Raw genomic sequence first — 14,866 nt, forward strand, 5'->3', positions numbered from 1 at the left:
AAAATGAGTCTAGGCCAGAACTTAGAGCGGTAAAGGGCAGATGGCAAAATTGTTCGACAATCGGTTTATAACGGTACGGACGTGCCTGTTAGAGGTGCAAACGCCCCGACGAAGTGCAGTTTTTTATGCATTTTTGCCGCAAAAAGTCACCGGGCAGTCATATAAGTGTGCAATGGGATCGAGCGCTGGCGCACCATCGTGGTGCGCCCGCTGAGTCCCGCATTTGGCCGAACCACTGCCTTACTGCCCACCTTGATGCCTTGTTATAGTTCCGGCCTCATTTTTGCCCGCAAAAGGATCACTGGCATGTCTCAGTACAGCGCGTTCAACGTCGAACTGGTCGATAAAATCGCCCATGTGCAGATCAACCGCCCGGAGAAGATCAACTCGATGAACGCCGCGTTCTGGAGCGAGATCGTCGAGATCTTCCAGTGGATCGACGACACCGATGAAGTGCGCGTGGTGGTCCTCAGTGGCGCAGGCAAGCATTTTTCCTCGGGCATCGACCTGATGATGCTGGCCGGCGTGGCCAATGAGCTGGGCAAGGACGTCGGACGCAATGCGCGCCTGCTGCGGCGCAAGATCCTCACCCTGCAAGCGTCGTTCAATGCCGTCGATAACTGCCGCAAACCGGTGCTGGCGGCCATTCAGGGTTACTGCCTGGGCGGCGCCATTGACCTGATTGCCGCGTGCGACATGCGTTATGCCGCCGAGGACGCACAGTTTTCGATCAAGGAAATCGACATCGGCATGGCCGCCGACGTCGGTACGTTGCAACGCTTGCCGCGGATCATCGGTGACGGCATGCTGCGCGAACTGGCTTACACTGGTCGCACCTTCGGCGCCGACGAAGCGCGGGGCATGGGCCTGGTCAATCGCGTCTACAGCGACAACGCCAGCCTGCTCGACGGCGTCATGGGCATTGCCCGGGAAATCGCCGGCAAGTCGCCGATCGCCGTCACCGGCACCAAGGAGATGATCAGCTACATGCGTGACCATCGCATTGATGACGGCCTCGAATACGTCGCCACCTGGAACGCCGCCATGCTGCAATCCACCGATCTGCGCGTGGCCATGGCCGCCCATATGAGCAAACAGAAACCTGAATTTCTGGATTGATTAACCATGATTCCTCGCTGGACCACTGCAGTACTGGACACCGATCAACCCGGCGGCTGGGCCGTTGCGCGCAGCCCCGAAGGCTTTCTGTTCGATGACAATGGCGCACTGTTCGCGCGCGAATGGCTCAAGCGCCAGGACCTGCCGATTCTCGCCGAGCATGGCATCGGTCATCTCGATGGCGAGCCGGTCTACCTGCTGGAGCTGCGCAGTCAAAGCGAAGTGCCGGGCTGCAACTGGAAAGGCCTGCGGGCGTTCATGCTGGAGGGCGATCACACGATCTACAAAGTGCTCGGTTACGCCGCGCAGATCGGCACCTGGGCCCGCGAGCACCGTTTTTGCGGCAATTGCGGGCAAGCCATGACGCAAGTGCCGCGGGAGCGGGCGATGTATTGCCAGCCATGCGATTTGCGCAGTTACCCGCGAATTTCGCCGAGCATGATTGTATTGGTCACTCGTGGCGATGAAATCCTGCTGGCGCGTTCACCGCGTTTCGTCACGGGCGTCTACAGCACGTTGGCCGGGTTTGCCGAACCGGGCGAGTCGGCCGAGGACTGCCTGATTCGCGAGGTTCGCGAAGAAGTGAGCATCGAGGTCAGGAATATCCAGTACCTGGGCAGCCAGTGCTGGCCGTTCCCGCACTCGATGATGCTCGGCTTTCATGCCGAATATGCCGGTGGCGAGATCGTCTGCCAGGAAGACGAGATCGAGGACGCCCAGTGGTTCAACGTGCACGAGCTGCCGCCGTTGCCGGCGTCACGCTCGATTGCCCGTTACCTGATCGACGTCTACGTGGCGCGGCGCTTAGGCCACGCTGAACCAGTGCTGCCAGGCTAGACGCACGGTCAGGCCCAGCACCACGGTGATGAACACCGGACGAATGAATTTCGCGCCGCCGCTGATGGCGGTGCGGGCACCGAAGAAGGCGCCGACCATCAACGACGAGCCCATGCACAGGCCGATGATCCAGTCCACCTGACCGGAAAAGATGAAGATCGACAGCGCCGCCGCGTTGCTGACGAAGTTCATGCTGCGCGCCACACCGCTGGCCTTCACCAGGTCGATGGGGTACAGCAGCAGGCTGCTCACGGTCCAGAACGCGCCCGTGCCCGGACCGGCCACGCCATCATAGAAGCCGAGGCTGAAGCCTTGGGTCGACTGCCACTTTTTCTTGATCGGTGCGTCGCTGTCCGTCGGCGCTTTCGGCGTGCCGCCAAACAAGAGATAGACACCACAAGCGAAGACGATCACCGGCAGCATTTTGTTCAGCCATTCCGCCGGCAGGTAGTGCGCGACCACGGCGCCGGTCAGCGCGCCGACCAGGGTGCCGACGATGGCGTGGACCCATTGCGCGGGGTGGAACAGCTTGCGTCGGTAGAAAGTGAAGCTGGCAATGGCCGAACCGAAGGTCGAGCTGAGCTTGTTGGTGCCCAGCACCAGATGCGGTGGCAGGCCGGCAGTCAGCAGGGCCGGGGTGGTCAACAGTCCACCACCACCAGCGATGGCGTCGATGAAGCCGGCAACAAAAGCGACAAGGGCCAGGATGGCCAGGGTAGAGAGGTCAACGCTGAGTTCGAAAGGCATGGGATCGACTTATTCGGCGGGTGCAGAAAGAGGCTGCGGGGAAGGGCAGCATCTTAACCACCTGCACAACACAAAACCATTGTGGGAGCGGGCTTGCTCGCGAAGAGGCCGTCAGATCCAGCATAAATGTTGGCTGACACACCGCTTTCGCGAGCAAGCCCGCTCCCACAGGGGTTAGTGCAAATTCAAACTACAGGCCCAGATCCGACAGCCCCGGATGATCATCCGGACGACGCCCCAGCGGCCAGTGATACTTGCGCTCGCTTTCCTTGATCGGCATGTCGTTGATGCAAGCGAAGCGGCGGGCCATCAGGCCGTCCTCGTTGAACTCCCAGTTTTCGTTGCCGTAGGAACGGAACCAGTTGCCCGAGTCATCGTGCCACTCATAGGCATAACGCACGGCGATGCGGTTGTCGGTAAAGGCCCAGAGTTCCTTGATCAGTCGATAATCCAGTTCCTTGGCCCATTTACGGGTCAGGAACGCCTTGGCTTCTTCGCGGTTGTGGGCGAACTCGGCGCGATTGCGCCATTGGGTGTCCAGGGTGTAGGCCAGGGACACTCGCTCGGGATCTCGGGAGTTCCAGCCGTCTTCAGCCAGGCGAATTTTTTCAATGGCCGATTCACGGGTGAAAGGGGGCAATGGTGGACGAACTTCGGTATTAGACATTTCAAGTCTCCGTATCAAGTTAAAGTTAAAACAACTGTCGAGCTTGATCAGGTTGCTACAGGTCCAATAACTTTCGCGCCATGCATTGCGCATTATCGGCGGCACTGTGATCACCCATTACAAGCGCCACGGTAATGGCACCATCGATCAGGATCAGCAGCTGTCTGGCCAGCCTCTGCGGATCCTCGGCGCCATGTTCGGTACACAGCTCGCACACGTAGTCGAGCAGCTTCTGTTTATGCTCTTTGGCGACCAGGCGCACCGGGTCTTGCGGGTCGCCGGTTTCGCCACTGGTATTGATGAAGGCGCAGCCGCGGAAGCCTTCCGAGGCGAACCACGATTTGAGCACGGTAAACAGGTTGAGCAGGCGTTCGGCCGGGGTTCGGGCCTGGTCGACTTCGCCCCTGTACCAGCGCATCCAGCGTTGGTCGCGGCGTTGCAGGGCGGCTACCACCAGTTCGTCCTTGTTGGCGAAGTAGCGGTAGATGCTTTTTCTGGAGACGCCGGCGGTCTTCACCAGAAGATCCATGCCAGTGGCGGCTATGCCACTTTTGTAGATCAACTTCTCGGTGACATCCAGGATGATGTCGCGTGTATCGTTACTTTTGATTTCGTTCATGTGGCTAACAGTAGAACGATCGTTCTCCTTAGTAAATTGGTTTTTGTGGTGCTTGACAAATGGTCTTCGCGAGCAAGCCCGCTCCCACATTGAAATGCGTTCCCCTGTGGGAGTGGGCTTGCTCGCGAAGGGGCCATAACAGACAGTAACAAGACCCGAAGCTATCGATGGTGTAAGCTCTCGGGTTCTTCGGATTCGACCCATTGCGAGCCCTATGCCGTCGCTTTTCAAACGCTCCCTGCTGCCCAAACTGCGCAGTTTTCCGCTGAAGGCCGATGCCGTCAGCATCCTCTCTGGCGCTGCCGAATTCCGTCGTTGCCTGCTGGAGAAAATCGCCAGCGCGACCCGGCGTATTTACATCGTTGCGCTGTATCTGCAACAGGATGAAGCCGGCCAGGAAATTCTCGATGCCTTGCACGCGGCCAAGCTGGCGCGTCCTGAACTGGACGTGGTGGTGGTCGTCGACTGGTTGCGCGCCCAGCGCGGCCTGATCGGTGCAGGCAAGCAACCGGGCAACTCGGCCTGGTATCAGGAAATGACCCGCACCCACGCAAGTGAAGTGCCGATCTACGGCGTCCCGGTACAAACCCGCGAACTGTTCGGCGTGTTGCACCTTAAAGGCTTCGTGATCGATGACTGCGTGATCTACAGCGGCGCGAGCCTGAACAACGTCTATCTGCACAAATTCGACAAGTACCGCTACGACCGCTATCACCTGCTGCACAATCGCGAACTGGCCGATTCTATGCAGCACCTGGTGCAGCACGGCCTGGTGGCGTCCAAGGCCGTGCACCGCCTCGACCTGCCGAACCTGCCGACCACCCGCAGCCTGCGCAATGACATCGGCGACTTGCGCAGCCGCCTCAAGCACGCGGCGTACGACACCACGCGGGGCTCCACGGACAGGACGGGGTTGTCCGTCAGCCCGCTGCTCGGCGTCGGCAAGAACAATCCGCTGAACCGGGTGATTTGCGAGCTGATCGCCAGTGCCCAGCAGCAACTGACCATCTGCACACCGTACTTCAATTTGCCGCTGGCGATCATCCGCGAGATCAATCGCGCGCTGGCCCGTGGGGTGAAGATCGACATTGTGGTCGGCGACAAGACGGCCAACGACTTCTACATTCCACCCAGCGAACCGTTCCGGGTCATTTCGGCGTTGCCGTACCTGTACGAAATCAGCTTGCGCCGGTTTGCCAAGCGCCATCAGCGCAACATCGATAGCGGCCAGTTGAACCTGCACTTGTGGCGCGATGGTGACAACACCTATCACCTCAAGGGCATGTGGATCGACCAGCGCTATACCTTGCTGACCGGCAACAACCTCAACCCGCGGGCATTTCGACTCGATCTGGAAAACGCCTTGTTGATCGATGATCCCCATGGCGAACTGCTGGAGCCGCGTGGCCATGAGCTGGCAGAGATCTTCCAGCACACCCGTCGTATCGAGCATTTCCAGAACCTGGAAACCCTCGCCGAATACCCGATGGGCGTGGCCAAGTTCCTCAAGCGCGTGAGTCGGGTGCGGATCGAGCGGTTGCTCTATCGCATCCTGTAAATCTTTGCGGGTTTCAGAAATGCCTTCGCGAGCAAGCCCGCTCCCACAGGGATTGAGGTCGAGCACAATGGTGTGTTCGACTCAAATCCACTGTGGGAGCGGGCTTGCTCGCGAAAGCGTCAGCGCAAACCCGGTAAAACTCAGTTCAGACCGAGTTTCCCACGTAGCGTCGACAAATCTTCAGCCAAAGTATTGACCGGCCCAACCAGTGCCTTACGGTCGGCGTCCTTTACCTTGTCATAGGTCTCGAAACCGCCATCCTTGGTCTTGTACTTGGCCAGGATCTTGTCCACGGTGGCGAAGTTCTTGTCGACCTTGGCCACGAACGCCGCGTCCTGCTTCTCGATCTGCGGACGGAACAGGTCGACGATTTTCTTCGCGCCGTCGATGTTGCCCTGGAAGTCATAGAGGTCAGTGTGGCTGTAGCGGTCTTCTTCGCCGGAGATCTTGGTCGCCGCGACTTCTTCGAGCAGCGCAGCGGCACCGCCTACGACTTTCTCGGGGGGGAAGGTCAGGCCGGCCACACGGGTTTGCAGGTCTTTTACGTCTTTGTTCAAACCGTCGGCCAGTTCGCCCAGGTCTTTCGTGCTCTTTTCCGAGAACAGCGAGTATTCGAGGCGGTGGAAACCGGTGAAATCTTCGGCTTTCACGCCTTTTTCGTGGTCGTCGACGCGGGAGTCGATGGACGCATCCAGATCACTGAACAGCTCGGCGATCGGCTCGATCGACTCGTAGTAGACGCGAGTCGGCGCGTAGAGTTTTTGCGCGGTGGCCAGGTCGCCCTTTTTCACGGCGTCGGTGAATTGCTGGGTGTGGCTGGCCAGCTCGTCCAGTTGCTCGGTCACGTAGATCTTGTAGTCCGAGACCGGCCCCACCAGGTCCAGCGGTGCTGTCGCCGCGAAGACCGAAAGCGAAGTGTTGAGCAAGCCAAGGGTCAGCAATAACGCGAGAGGTGACTTTTTCATGGGGCGGTTCCGTGAGGGTTGTGTGGGTTAGGCGGTTGTTGGATGTGTGGCATCGAGCAGAGAGCGACCGATGAAATCCTGGTCGCCGGTCACTCCGGGCAGCGTGAAGAAATAGCCACCGCCGACAGGCTTGAGGTACTCCTCCAGAGGTTCACCGTTGAGACGGGTTTGCACGGTGATGAAGCCTTTCTCCAAGTCGGCCTGGTAGCAGATGAACAACAGGCCCATGTCGAGCTGGCCGTTCTTGTTCACGCCGTTGGAGTAGTTGAACGGCCGGCGCAGGATCAGGTTGGCCTGGGTCGCGGCGGTGCGCGGGTTGGCCAGGCGAATGTGCGCGTCGAGCCGGGTCAGCTTGCCGGCCGGGTCCTTGCTGTAGTCCGGCACTTCGGTTTCATGGGCACCGCCCATGGGCGCACCGGTGCTTTTGACCCGGCCGAGAATGCTTTCCTGTTCCTGCAACGGCGTACGGTCCCAGCGCTCGACGAAGTTGCGGATGATCCGCACGGCCTGATAGCTGCCGTTGGCGGCCCACGCCGGTTCATCGCTGCCGGGTTGCACCCAGACAATGCTGTCCATGGCCTTGGCATCGTTGGAATCGGGGTTGGCCGAACCGTCGCGAAAACCGAGGAAGTTGCGCGCGCTCTGTGCCGGTACGCCGGGTTTCGCCGGGGCCTGGGGCGGCACGCTGCCTTCCTGTTTCCAGCGCACCAGCAGCAGGTCCGGCAGGTTTTTCACGATGTCCCGCAGGGCGTGGATATTGGTGTCGGTAGTGTTGGAGCAGAACTGGATGCTCAAGTCGCCATGGCAGCAATCGGCTTCCAGCGCATCGTTGGGGAAACCGACCATGCGTATCAGCCGCTTGGGCTTGGCGTGGGCCAGGCCGAAACGCTCGTCGAACAGCGACTCGCCCACCGACACCGTGATGGTCAGGTTATCCGGGGTCACGACCGGACCGAGAATGCCCGAGTCCACGGGCGGCAGCTGCGGATCGACCTGCGTCACCGCGCCGCCTTTCATCAGGAAGGCGATGCGCTGGTTCAGGGTGCGAAACAGCCGCTCAAGGTCTTCACGGTCACTGGCCAGCACATCGAACGACACCAGCATGCCGGACGCCGGGCGCGGCGTGACGATGCCAGTCTGGTGTTGGCCATGGAACGCGTGGTGGTCGAGGGTCTTGTCGCTGCTCGGCGCTTCGGTGACTTGCGCGGGGCTGGCGGCCATGGCTGGGCAACTGAGTGCCGAGCCTGCGAGCGCGACACCGGCGGCGCCCATCCCCAACAGTACACGGCGACGCTGGAGGTTGAATTGTTCTGGATCGTTCATCGGTTTACGTCTTCTGCTGACAGGCCGGAAAGGCCAAGGGCGGGATCGATTCCATCGAGGGCGGCGGCCAATGCCTTGGCCTTGTCGGCAATCCGTTTGCGCTGCTCGGCACTGACGCTGTCGTAGCTGGCGTAACCGTCGCCGACCTTGAAACCATTGAGTTCGGCGTCGAAGACGTTGAGGGCGCTGTCGATTTTCGGCAGCAGCCCGGCCGCGGATTTGCTCAACAGCGGACGCAACAGGTCGACGGCTTTGCGGGCGGCATCGAGGTTGGCGGCGAAGCCGTTCAGGTCGCTATGGCTGTAGCGCTCCTCTTCGCCGCTGCTGGCGCGTACATCGGCAATGTCGTTGAGGTTGCGCACCATGATGCTCACCAGTTGCTCCGGCGGCAGTGACTGGGCCAGCAGCTGTTGTTTGAGGGTGGTGACATCTGTGAGCAAACGCTGGGCAATCGGCGCCAGGCCCACGAGGCTGCGTTGTTGAAACACTGCATATTCGATGCGGTGGAAACCGGTGAAGCTCGGGTCCTGCTCGCGTTGTTCGAAATAGTCGGCGCGGGCGTTGATGGCGTTGTCCAGTTCCGCCAGGCGTTGGGCGGCAGGCGCCACACGCTGATAGGCAGCGCGCGCCGGCACATACAGAGCTTGCGCCTGACTCAGGTCACCGGACTCGATGGCTTGCTGCAGGGCGGTGACGGCCTTGATCAGCGCGCTGCCCTGGCGGCTCAAGTACACACGGAATTCCGACAGTGGCCCGACAAACGCGACCATCGATGGCCTGGCGCTGGCGGCGGCCTCGGAGGCGGCTGTCGGCGTGACGTGCAGGGTGCCACGCGGGTTGCTCAGCAGCCCGCAAGTGATGCTGTAGTCGCCGGGCAGCAGGTTGGCATTGATGACCTGGCTCAAACCGGGCGCGATGTTTTCCCGTTCTTCGATGACCAGCACGCCGTCGAGGATTTCCCATTCCACGGCCCGGTCGGAGCGGTTGACGATCCGAAAGCTCGCGCGCCCGGCCGGGACGGTGAGGGCATTGGGTTCGCAACTGTGCGGGTGGATGGTCACCACCACTTCATCGTGGTTGGCCTGGCGTTTGGCCGCGGCCATTTTCGACGCGTAGTAGAACAGGCAGCCGGCGGCGATCATCACGATCACCGAACCGGCCAGCGCCCAGCGCAAGGCGCGGGGAGGGGAAGCCTGGATTGGGCTTTGGTTTGGCATGGGAGCCCTTACTGGCTGGAAGCGGAAGAAGGTTGCCTGGCGGGTGCGCCGGCCGGGGAGAAGAACATCACCAGCGCCACCAGCAGATAGATCAAGTACGCACCCAGGGTGCTGACGGTCGGCGCATCCTGGTAACCGAACATGCCGGCCAGCACCGAGCCCAGCGGGCCGTCCATCGGCAGGGTTGCGCTGAAGTCGAACAGCACGGTTTGCAGGTGGTTCCAGAGCCCGGCTTCGTGCAGTGCCTGCACCGAGTTGGCAAGGATGCCGGCCGCCACCACCAGGATGAACAAGCCGGTCCAGCGAAAGAACGCCGCGAGGTTCAGGCGCATGCTGCCGCTGTAGATCAGGAAACCGATGGCGACAGCCAGGACCAGGCCGAGCAGGGCGCCAATCGGTGCCGCCGGACCTTCGCTCTGCTGGAACACCGCGAGCAGGAAAAACACCGTTTCCAGGCCTTCACGGGCCACGGCGAAAAACACCATGGCGATCAGGGCAATCACCTGGTGTGCAGAACCGGTCAACGCGTGGTCGAGGGACTCGTGCAATGAATGCTTGATCGAACGCGCCACCTTGCGCATCCAGAACACCATCGAGCTGAGAATGCCGACAGCGACCAACCCGACGATGCCTTCAAACAGCTCCTGTTGCTTTTGCGGAAACTGCGCACTGACCAGTTCCAGCCCCGCGCCCACCAGCAGCGCAAGCGTGACGGCAAGAAACACCCCGATCCACATCGCCGACAGCCATTGGCCGCGACCGGTCTGCTTGAGGTAACTGGCGATGATGCCAACGATCAACGCAGCCTCGACACCTTCGCGCAGCATGATCAAAAAAGGAACAAGCATTCAGCGCCGTCTCGAATTTAGATAGGGAGCTAATTTGTAACATAATGACACTCATTCCCATATGCCATTGATTGCCAATTACCTGAACCTAAGCTGAACGATCCTGAAGATCACGCTTTGGCTTTGGCTTTGGCTTTTGATTTTCTTGCCCCATCGAGAGGCCGAGTGGAGGTTCTGCGCAGTGGGCAACCCGGCATGGATGCCGGGTTAGCCGCCCTAGGCCATGGATGGCCGATGGCGGCGGGCCCACGGAGCTGGACCGGAGCGAGGGCATGCCGAGCCTAGGCGAGGCACCGAACGAAAGGGGCAAGAGCCCTTTGGTTACTTTGGGGCTTTTCCAAAGTGACCCGCCGTAAGGGCGGAACCATAAGCCGCCGTGACCGCAACAACGGATATGTACACCCACAAAATCCTCATCGCCTGACACAAAGCCTTCGCGAGCAAGCCCGCTCCCACAGGGGATCTGCGTTAGGCCGGTGGTTTCAGCTAATATGCCCCCCACTCGAACAAGAACAGGCCTTGCCGCGATCCATGTCGGAAAAAGACACCATCAGCGCACAACTGCTGCGTGAAGCACTGCTGCAAAGTTGCGCCCCGGGAGCCGCCACCGAAGAGGTGTTGCACAAGCTCGGAATCGACCCGCGGTTGCTGGACAGCAGCGATGCCCGCCTGCCGGCCACCACCTATGCAAAGTGCTGGCGGTTGCTGGCACGGCGCGGGGATGACGAGTTTTTTGGCATGGACCCGCGCAAGCTAAAGTCCGGCAGTTTTGCCTTTCTGTGTCGTACGGCCATGCTCCAGCCCAACGTGGCGGCGGGACTGACCTGCGGCCTGGACTTTCTGTCGCTGATGCTTGAGCGCTTGCCGGCGCAGCTGGTGCGTCAGCAAAGCCTGGCGGAAATCGTCCTGCTGGAAGACGACAAGGACCCGCGCCGGGCCTTCACCTATTTCACCTACTGGATGATCGTCCACGGCGTCGCCTGCTGGCTGGCAGGGCGGCGGATTCCGATCCTGGCCATCGAACTGCGCTGTGCGAAACCGGATTTCTGTGATGACTATCAGGTGATGTTTTCCGAGAACCTGCGTTTCGACCGTCCACGCACGCGGATGATTTTCTCCGCCGATTACCTCGATTTGCCGATCAAGCGCAGCCCCGAGGAACTCAAGCGATTCCTCGCCCTTGCACCGGCGAACATCCTGGTGAAATACCGCGATCCCGAGAGCCTGGCCAGCCGTATCAAACACGACCTGCGCCATCTGCCGGCCGAACACTGGCCGGAAACCGAAGCCCTGGCGCAACGCCTGTGCATGTCCGCTTCAACCTTGCGCCGCCGTCTGGCCGAAGAAGGGCAAACCTATCAAGGCCTCAAGGACAGCGTGCGCAAGGAGCTGGCGATTGTCTGGCTGGCCGAGCCGGCGATCAGCTTCAGCGAAATCGCCACGCGGCTCGGATTCGCCGACGCCAGTTCGTTTTACAAGGCGTTTCGCAAGTGGTCAGGGTCGAATCCGGGGCATTACCGCAGCCTGATTCTCAATGACACCGAGTAGGTTCAGCGGCGCGATAACCATTCTTCACGGGTGATTTCCCAGGTTTCTTTCGGGAAAACCCCGCCGACAAACCGGCCTTCATCCGTTCGAATCAGGCGCATACCGGTACGTTCGGAGAGCCTGCGCGAACCAATGTTCGGGGCCGCTTTTGGCACACGCAGCACGCTGCGGCCCAGAACGGAAAACCAGTACTCGGTCACAGCCGCGCTGGCTTCATTCATCAAGCCATGACCCTGCCATTTCGGGCCGAGCCAGAAACCGCGATTGTTGTCCTGTTCGCTCATCAGGCTGATGTTGCCGATCAACTGCTCCGGCGCCGACTTCAGGCGGATCGACCAGTGCCACTCCTCGCCACGGGCGATGGCGGGCAGGGCATTGTCACGCAGATAGACCAGCGCGCCATCGGCCGGATAGGGCCAGGGCACGAAGGCGTTGAGGTAACGCACCACTTCCCAGTGGGCGAACTGTTGCTGGATGGCATCGGCGTCGGCCAGTTCCAGCGGGCGCAGGATCAGGCGCTCGGTGTAGAGCGTGGGGGTCGCTTCCATGGAAGGTGTTGCTCCGTGAGTCAGGTGTCAGCGGCTGCCCGTGGTCGCTCCCGGCAGATTGAGTGTGCCACTGTCGACGAAACGCGTCGTGTTGAACAGCCCACCCGAGAGCTTGCCGTGCAGGATATAGGGCATGTTGTTCAGCGTTTTCATTTGGCTGATGCCATAGGTCTGGCGGATCACCGACAACGCCGAAACGCTGACCGGTACGCTCACGACGACGTCGGAAAAGCGCCCGATCGTGCCCCTTTCATCGGTGACGCCGGAGGCGAACGGCTGGCCGTTGATGTCCAGATCCAACGCAACCCCACTGTAGGTGAGGACGTTGTCATTGGGGTTTTGCACGCGGATTCTCACGGCAAAGCGCACTTCCATGCCTTCGCCTTGCAGGGGGTCGACGCCCACGACGTTGATTTTCAACGGGTCTCGGTTGGGCAGGGAGGAACAGGCGCTCAGGCAGAGCAGGAGGGAAATCAGGACTGCGTGGACGCTGCGCATGGATGTGCTCTCATCTGAAAAAGGGCTGAGCCGCCAGCGGCTCAGCCCTTGAGCCCGTCTAGCGGTTTGACGGTGCGACCACCGCAGCCTTTGCGGACTCATCCCTGGCGGTCACATCGGGGTTCTGCATCACCTGAAGCACGGAGGCCTCCGGATCGAATTCGTCTTCCTCCAGCTCAATGAACTCCTCGGGCAGGAAGATATTAAGAACGATAGCGCACAGCGCGCCGACGGTGATGGGCGATTCGAAAATGTTGTGCAGGGCCTTGGGCAGTTCACGCAAGACTTCCGGCACGGCGGCCACGCCCAGGCCCATGCCGAGGGAGATCGCCACGATCAGCATGTTGCGCCGATGCAGGCCGGCCTCGGCGAGAATCTTGATCCCGGCCACGGCGACGGTGCCGAACATCACCAGTTCCGCGCCCCCCAGCACCGGTTTCGGCATCAGTTGCAGGACCGCGCCGATCATCGGGAACAGGCCCAGCACCACCAGCAATCCGGCGATGAAAAAAGCCACGTAGCGGCTGGCCACGCCCGTGAGCTGGATCACCCCGTTGTTCTGGGCGAAGGTCACCATCGGCATGCTGTTGAACACCGCCGCCATGGCCGAGTTGAGGCCGTCGGCGAGCAGGCCGGACTTGATCCGGCGAATGTACAGCGGGCCTTTGACCGGCTGCCGGGAGATCATCGAGTTGGCCGTGAGGTCACCGGCGGCCTCCAGCGGCGACACGAGGAAAATCACCGCCACCGGAATGAACGCCACCCAATCGAAGTTGAACCCGTACTTGAACGGCACCGGTACGCTCACCAGCGCGACGTCGGGCAGGCTGTGGAAATCCACCTGGCCCATGAGCCAGGCCACCCCATAACCCAGGGTCAGGCCGATGACAATCGCGCCCAGGCGCAGAAACGGCACGTCCACCCGGTTCAACACCACGATGGTGCCCAGCACCAGTGCAGCCAGGGCCAGGTGACTGGCGGCCCCCAGGTCCGGGGCGCCGAAGCCTCCCGCGATGTCGGTCATGGCCACCTTGATCAGCGACAAACCCATCAGCGTGATGATCGTCCCGGTCACTACCGGGGTGATCAGCATGCGCAGTTTGCCGATGAACTGGCTCAACACCACTTCGATGAACGCGGCAAAAAAACACACGCCGAAGATGGTCGAGAGAATCTCGTCGGTGCCGCCGCCCCGGGCCTTGACCATGAAGCCGGCGCTGAGAATCACACTGATGAACGAGAAGCTGGTGCCTTGCAGGCACAGAAGGCCGGAGCCCACCGGGCCAAAACGCCGCGCCTGCACGAAGGTGCCCAGGCCGGAGACAAACAGCGCCATGCTGATCAGATAAGGAATTTCGCTTTGCAGGCCCAGGGCGCTGCCCATGATCAACGTCGGGGTGATGATGCCGACAAAACTCGCCAGCACATGTTGCAGGGCGGCGAAGACGGTGGCGGTCAGGTGCGGGCGGTCATCAAGGCCGTAAATAAGGTCGCTGTGGCGTGGAGCGGGGGCTTTTTCGGAGGCGGTCATGGTGGTTTGCGTGCCAGAAGGCGGGCCGGGTCAGAAAATGGAGGCGCAGGATGCCAGAACCGCCCGGCCACGGCAAAAGATCCTCCAAAACAGTGGTTTACAGGCGCGCAGCGAACACCTCGCCGACGCTGCGGCGTTTGGCGTGCAATTGGCTGGCCTGGATCAACTGTTCGAGGTCCTCGGGCGTGACGTCATAGAACGCCTCCATGTCAGCCAGCGCCAGTTTCAGGTCTTCGGCGGTGATGGCCTGAGTGTCGACCGACGGGTGGTCGGCAGGAATCCTGGCCACCGGCTCGCTGGCACGCTTGGGGTAACGAACGCGGGTCAGGTTGTTGTAGGCCAGGGCGCAGAGCAGCATCGTCGCGGCGCTGAGCATCACCGGTTCAATGGCTTTCCAGTCCATGGCAATGGTTGCCGGATCGGCCAGCACCAGGGTCAGGGCCAATGCACCGGCCGGAGGGTGCAGGCACCGCAACCAGCACATCAGGATCAATGCCATGCCCGCCGCCAGGCACGCGCTACCGAGGGTTCGGCCCAACACATGGGCCACCAGCAAGGCGATCACCCCGGCGCTCAAGTAACCGCCGAGAATCGACCAGGGTTGCGCGAGTGCGCCCGAAGACACGGCAAACAACAGCACCGCCGACGCCCCCAGCGGACCGATCAGGTGCTGAGCCACCGCAATGCCGAACACCTGGCTACAGAGCCACACGCTGAACAGCGTCCCCAGGGCCATGCCGATGGCGGCGCGGCTCCATTCGGTGGGGCGGGTATTGATGGCGGCGGGCAACCAGCGAGCAAGCATTCTAAAAAAACTCCAGCGCGGAAAAAAGCGAGTCAA

15 protein-coding genes are annotated in these 14,866 nt (G+C 61.1%); 4 read left to right on the plus strand and 11 right to left on the minus strand.

Going from position 1 to position 14,866, the window contains the following annotated elements; genetic code table 11:
* Positions 1 to 306 precede the first annotated feature (306 nt).
* Positions 307 to 1,119, plus strand: coding sequence for a crotonase/enoyl-CoA hydratase family protein (locus tag QMK54_RS14870; RefSeq protein WP_110659925.1), 813 nt, complete (start codon positions 307 to 309; stop codon positions 1,117 to 1,119).
* 6 nt (positions 1,120 to 1,125) lie between these two features.
* Positions 1,126 to 1,956: an NAD(+) diphosphatase gene (nudC, locus tag QMK54_RS14875; protein ID WP_223596245.1), complete on the plus strand. Its 831-nt coding sequence runs from the start codon at positions 1,126 to 1,128 to the stop codon at positions 1,954 to 1,956.
* Here nudC and QMK54_RS14880 read toward each other — a convergent pair.
* From QMK54_RS14880 to QMK54_RS14890, 3 genes are all read right to left on the minus strand, one after another.
* Positions 1,924 to 2,703 carry a TSUP family transporter gene (locus QMK54_RS14880; protein ID WP_104448285.1) on the minus strand — a complete coding sequence of 260 codons (780 nt, stop codon included), beginning with the start codon at positions 2,701 to 2,703 and terminating at the stop codon, positions 1,924 to 1,926. The genes nudC and QMK54_RS14880 overlap by 33 nt on opposite strands.
* 190 nt (positions 2,704 to 2,893) lie before the next feature.
* Entirely contained in the window at positions 2,894 to 3,370 is a 477-nt protein-coding gene (locus QMK54_RS14885; protein WP_110661100.1) for a DUF1348 family protein, read from the minus strand.
* A gap of 55 nt (positions 3,371 to 3,425) precedes the next feature.
* A complete protein-coding gene (locus QMK54_RS14890; protein WP_110661101.1) occupies positions 3,426 to 3,989 on the minus strand; it encodes a TetR/AcrR family transcriptional regulator in 564 nt (187 codons plus the stop codon).
* Positions 3,990 to 4,203: 214 nt separating this feature from the next.
* On the opposite strand from QMK54_RS14890, the gene pssA reads away from it, so the two are divergent.
* Complete coding sequence (gene pssA / locus QMK54_RS14895) at positions 4,204 to 5,547, plus strand: CDP-diacylglycerol--serine O-phosphatidyltransferase (protein ID WP_110661102.1); 1,344 nt, start codon at positions 4,204 to 4,206, stop codon at positions 5,545 to 5,547.
* 140 nt (positions 5,548 to 5,687) lie between these two features.
* On the opposite strand, the gene efeO (QMK54_RS14900) is transcribed toward pssA, so the two are convergent.
* From efeO (QMK54_RS14900) to efeU, 4 genes are read right to left on the minus strand one after another with little or no spacing between them, the layout of a single operon-like run.
* Positions 5,688 to 6,512: an iron uptake system protein EfeO gene (gene efeO, locus QMK54_RS14900; protein WP_223596243.1), complete on the minus strand. Its 825-nt coding sequence runs from the start codon at positions 6,510 to 6,512 to the stop codon at positions 5,688 to 5,690.
* Positions 6,513 to 6,539: 27 nt separating this feature from the next.
* A complete protein-coding gene (gene efeB / locus QMK54_RS14905; RefSeq protein WP_320402816.1) occupies positions 6,540 to 7,835 on the minus strand; it encodes an iron uptake transporter deferrochelatase/peroxidase subunit in 1,296 nt (431 codons plus the stop codon).
* Positions 7,832 to 9,052, minus strand: coding sequence for an iron uptake system protein EfeO (gene efeO / locus QMK54_RS14910; protein WP_320402817.1), 1,221 nt, complete (start codon positions 9,050 to 9,052; stop codon positions 7,832 to 7,834). The genes efeB and efeO (QMK54_RS14910) overlap by 4 nt, the downstream gene beginning before the upstream one ends.
* Positions 9,053 to 9,060: 8 nt before the next feature.
* The gene (gene efeU / locus QMK54_RS14915) at positions 9,061 to 9,900 is read right to left on the minus strand and encodes an iron uptake transporter permease EfeU (RefSeq protein WP_110661106.1); all 840 of its coding nucleotides are present in this window, start codon (positions 9,898 to 9,900) and stop codon (positions 9,061 to 9,063) included.
* A 531-nt stretch (positions 9,901 to 10,431) separates the two neighbouring features.
* Here efeU and QMK54_RS14920 point away from each other — a divergent pair.
* Entirely contained in the window at positions 10,432 to 11,448 is a 1,017-nt protein-coding gene (locus tag QMK54_RS14920) for an AraC family transcriptional regulator (RefSeq protein WP_223596352.1), read from the plus strand.
* Positions 11,449 to 11,450: 2 nt separating this feature from the next.
* On the opposite strand, the gene QMK54_RS14925 is transcribed toward QMK54_RS14920, so the two are convergent.
* From QMK54_RS14925 to QMK54_RS14940, 4 genes are all read right to left on the minus strand, one after another.
* Complete coding sequence (locus QMK54_RS14925; protein ID WP_320402818.1) at positions 11,451 to 11,996, minus strand: GNAT family N-acetyltransferase; 546 nt, start codon at positions 11,994 to 11,996, stop codon at positions 11,451 to 11,453.
* Positions 11,997 to 12,023: 27 nt separating this feature from the next.
* The gene (locus QMK54_RS14930) at positions 12,024 to 12,494 is read right to left on the minus strand and encodes an LEA type 2 family protein (protein WP_320402819.1); all 471 of its coding nucleotides are present in this window, start codon (positions 12,492 to 12,494) and stop codon (positions 12,024 to 12,026) included.
* A gap of 58 nt (positions 12,495 to 12,552) precedes the next feature.
* On the minus strand, positions 12,553 to 14,025 hold the full coding sequence (locus QMK54_RS14935) for a nucleobase:cation symporter-2 family protein (RefSeq protein WP_223596233.1): 1,473 nt from the start codon (positions 14,023 to 14,025) through the stop codon (positions 12,553 to 12,555).
* Positions 14,026 to 14,122: 97 nt separating this feature from the next.
* Positions 14,123 to 14,830 (minus strand): HPP family protein, encoded by a 708-nt coding sequence (locus QMK54_RS14940; RefSeq protein ID WP_223596231.1) that lies wholly within the window; start codon positions 14,828 to 14,830, stop codon positions 14,123 to 14,125.
* Positions 14,831 to 14,866 lie beyond the last annotated feature (36 nt).

Source organism: Pseudomonas sp. P5_109 (assembly GCF_034009455.1).
Classification (GTDB): domain Bacteria; phylum Pseudomonadota; class Gammaproteobacteria; order Pseudomonadales; family Pseudomonadaceae; genus Aquipseudomonas.